Genomic DNA, 2,319 nt, shown 5'->3' with positions numbered 1-2,319 from the left:
GATAGCTCAAGCCCTGAATTTTCAGGTTTAATATGATAGGAATCACTGCGAACTACACCAACATTAATATTTATTTCAGCATAATAAGGTTTACCAAAAGCGGCATTGGGTAAAGATTCAGATAGCACTTCAAATTTTCCGCTACAAAAACACCCAGTAAGTGAAAGAACTAAAAATAAGTTAACGATTAACATTAAATAATATCGTGATTTTTTCATATGGTTTATTGCGATTAATTGAATTTTTATTAAAAATAAGTGTTTTTTAAACACTTTACCATTTATTTTATTGCCATATATTTTTTATTTAAGGAATTTTACTTACCACCATAGCTGCGAAGGAGTTTTGCATAACTTCACCTAAAGATTTTGAATCCCACCATTTTTTTACCGTGCCCCATGAAAATAGTTCAAGCTTAATCTTTTCAGTTATTGCTGTTTGTTCTGTTATTTCCTGACCATCGAGTAATTTTAATTTATCTGTCCAAACTACCCAGTGGTCTTTAGTTGTTAAAATACCCTGATTACTAATCATTTTTGCTGCTATTAATACAACAACATGTGTTTCAGGGCTAATATAAGAATTTAAACGACATAAATCTTGTAAAGTTAAATGCGGTCCCCGGATCTGATCAATTAAACTTGTATTGATGCTGTATAAAATTTTAGCGCCAGACTTTTCAAACCATGTTTTAAGGTCTTCTGCAGTTGTAATACCTGAGAATTGATCATCAGGCGAATCATAATCAAAAACACTGTTTTCTGAATCCCTTAAACTTGCCAAGGTAATCCAATCTATGCACGGAACTTTTGGGATATACCCTCTTGAATCATTTGTAAAAAAATTTGTAGGATGACGACAATTATAACCAGGCTTTATTTTTAATGTGCCAATTTTAGTTTTACCTGATTCCCAAAGTTCTTTGACAATCTGTTTATATAAGTCTGGTCTATCCATCAATAAGCAATAAAAAAAAGCTGCAGGTCCACATAAACTGGCATCACCTTGATCAGGAAAATCGTATTTGGCTAATCTTAATTGCAAAGCTCTTTCTATTTTAGCTTTGGTAAAAGGATCTTGCGGATCGCCAGCCGGATGTTCTTTAGCTTCAAAAGATCTTGATTTAAAGGTTATTTTTACTTCATATATGGGTACGTCGCCATATTGTGTTTTTTCTGTTGTTTCATTGTATTGAAATTCCCGCGATAATCCCCATTTTTTATCAGATGTTAAAAATCCCTTAAGAGGGATAATTGCAGTCATAGGTTCAGGTAATACTTCATATTCATCATTACCTAATTTATGGTAAAGATTCAGCTCTAATATATATGATGTGTCTTCGGAATCTGAAATATCTAACGAAGGGTGAATTAATGTTTTCATATCAGCTTGTAACGGCTGTTTACCTGTTGATTCTAAAGCATAAATTTTATTACCTTTGTCGTCCATTTTATATAATTCCATTTCATAAATAATATATTCATGATTGGTTTTTGTCTCTATGCTTGTAAATATATTGTATACTGTCATTAAATTTTCATCCACTATGTTATCATTGTATTTAAAAATGTATCATATTAATTATTAATGATTTTTATGCAATTTTTTATTGGTTGATAAGTTCCCCATTGCTTGTTTTACTTAATACTAAACGGACAGCAATTTTTTCTTCTTTTTTTGTATAAAACCTTTCTGTATAGCCTTTATCATCTGTTTTCCCTCGTTTGACTGAACCATCTTCCATAAACGCTAAATATTCAATATTTTTATATGGCTCACCTTCATCATTAACCATAAGGTACATTAAGCTATACTTATCATTTTTATTCGGTTTATTTGGTGAAAAGTTAGTTTCAATTGCTTCAGGCAGTGCTATTTCGAATCTATCTTTTTGTGCCACCCTCATTTTCTGCATGACATTACACTTAAGATAGATATTATCCTGCGTGCCCAGTTCAATGCCTTCACTGCTGATTTTGATGTACGAACCACCACAGATTAGGGTCAGCGCTTTAGTAGCTGTTATCTGTATTTCACCATCAACACTGTCTATTTTTATATCTTGCTTGGCTGCCATATTAAGGTTGGCATTTTGGGCTTGCATCGCAATATCCCCTTGGTTGGCAAATAGTTTCATCCCTGATTTTTGGGCAAATAAACCCATCGCTTCAGCCGATGATAGGGTGACATTTTTTAAAGCGTTGATGTCGGTTTGGTTTTCGCTGGTTAAGGTGAGGCTGTTAGCTGTCGATAGTTGGATATTTTCAGGGCTAGTTAGGGCGATGCCTTCTTGCGCATAGGCCAGTAAGCCACTTTGGG

At 33.4% G+C, this 2,319-nt stretch carries 3 protein-coding genes; all 3 read right to left on the bottom strand.

The features are described 5' to 3' along the window. A partial coding sequence (locus B9N71_RS12170; RefSeq protein ID WP_208610516.1) for a hypothetical protein occupies window positions 1-218 on the bottom strand: 218 nt, incomplete at its 3' end. A gap of 88 nt (window positions 219-306) precedes the next feature. After that, window positions 307-1,545 carry a hypothetical protein gene (locus B9N71_RS12165; RefSeq protein WP_208610515.1) on the bottom strand — a complete coding sequence of 413 codons (1,239 nt, stop codon included), beginning with the start codon at window positions 1,543-1,545 and terminating at the stop codon, window positions 307-309. Between the two features lie 61 nt (window positions 1,546-1,606). After that, the coding region (locus B9N71_RS12160; protein ID WP_143422149.1) for a DUF2345 domain-containing protein at window positions 1,607-2,319 on the bottom strand (713 nt) is incomplete at its 5' end.

This window comes from Gilliamella bombi (assembly GCF_900103255.1).
Classification (GTDB): domain Bacteria; phylum Pseudomonadota; class Gammaproteobacteria; order Enterobacterales; family Orbaceae; genus Gilliamella; species Gilliamella bombi.
This window is presented reverse-complemented; position numbering and strand designations above follow the sequence as displayed.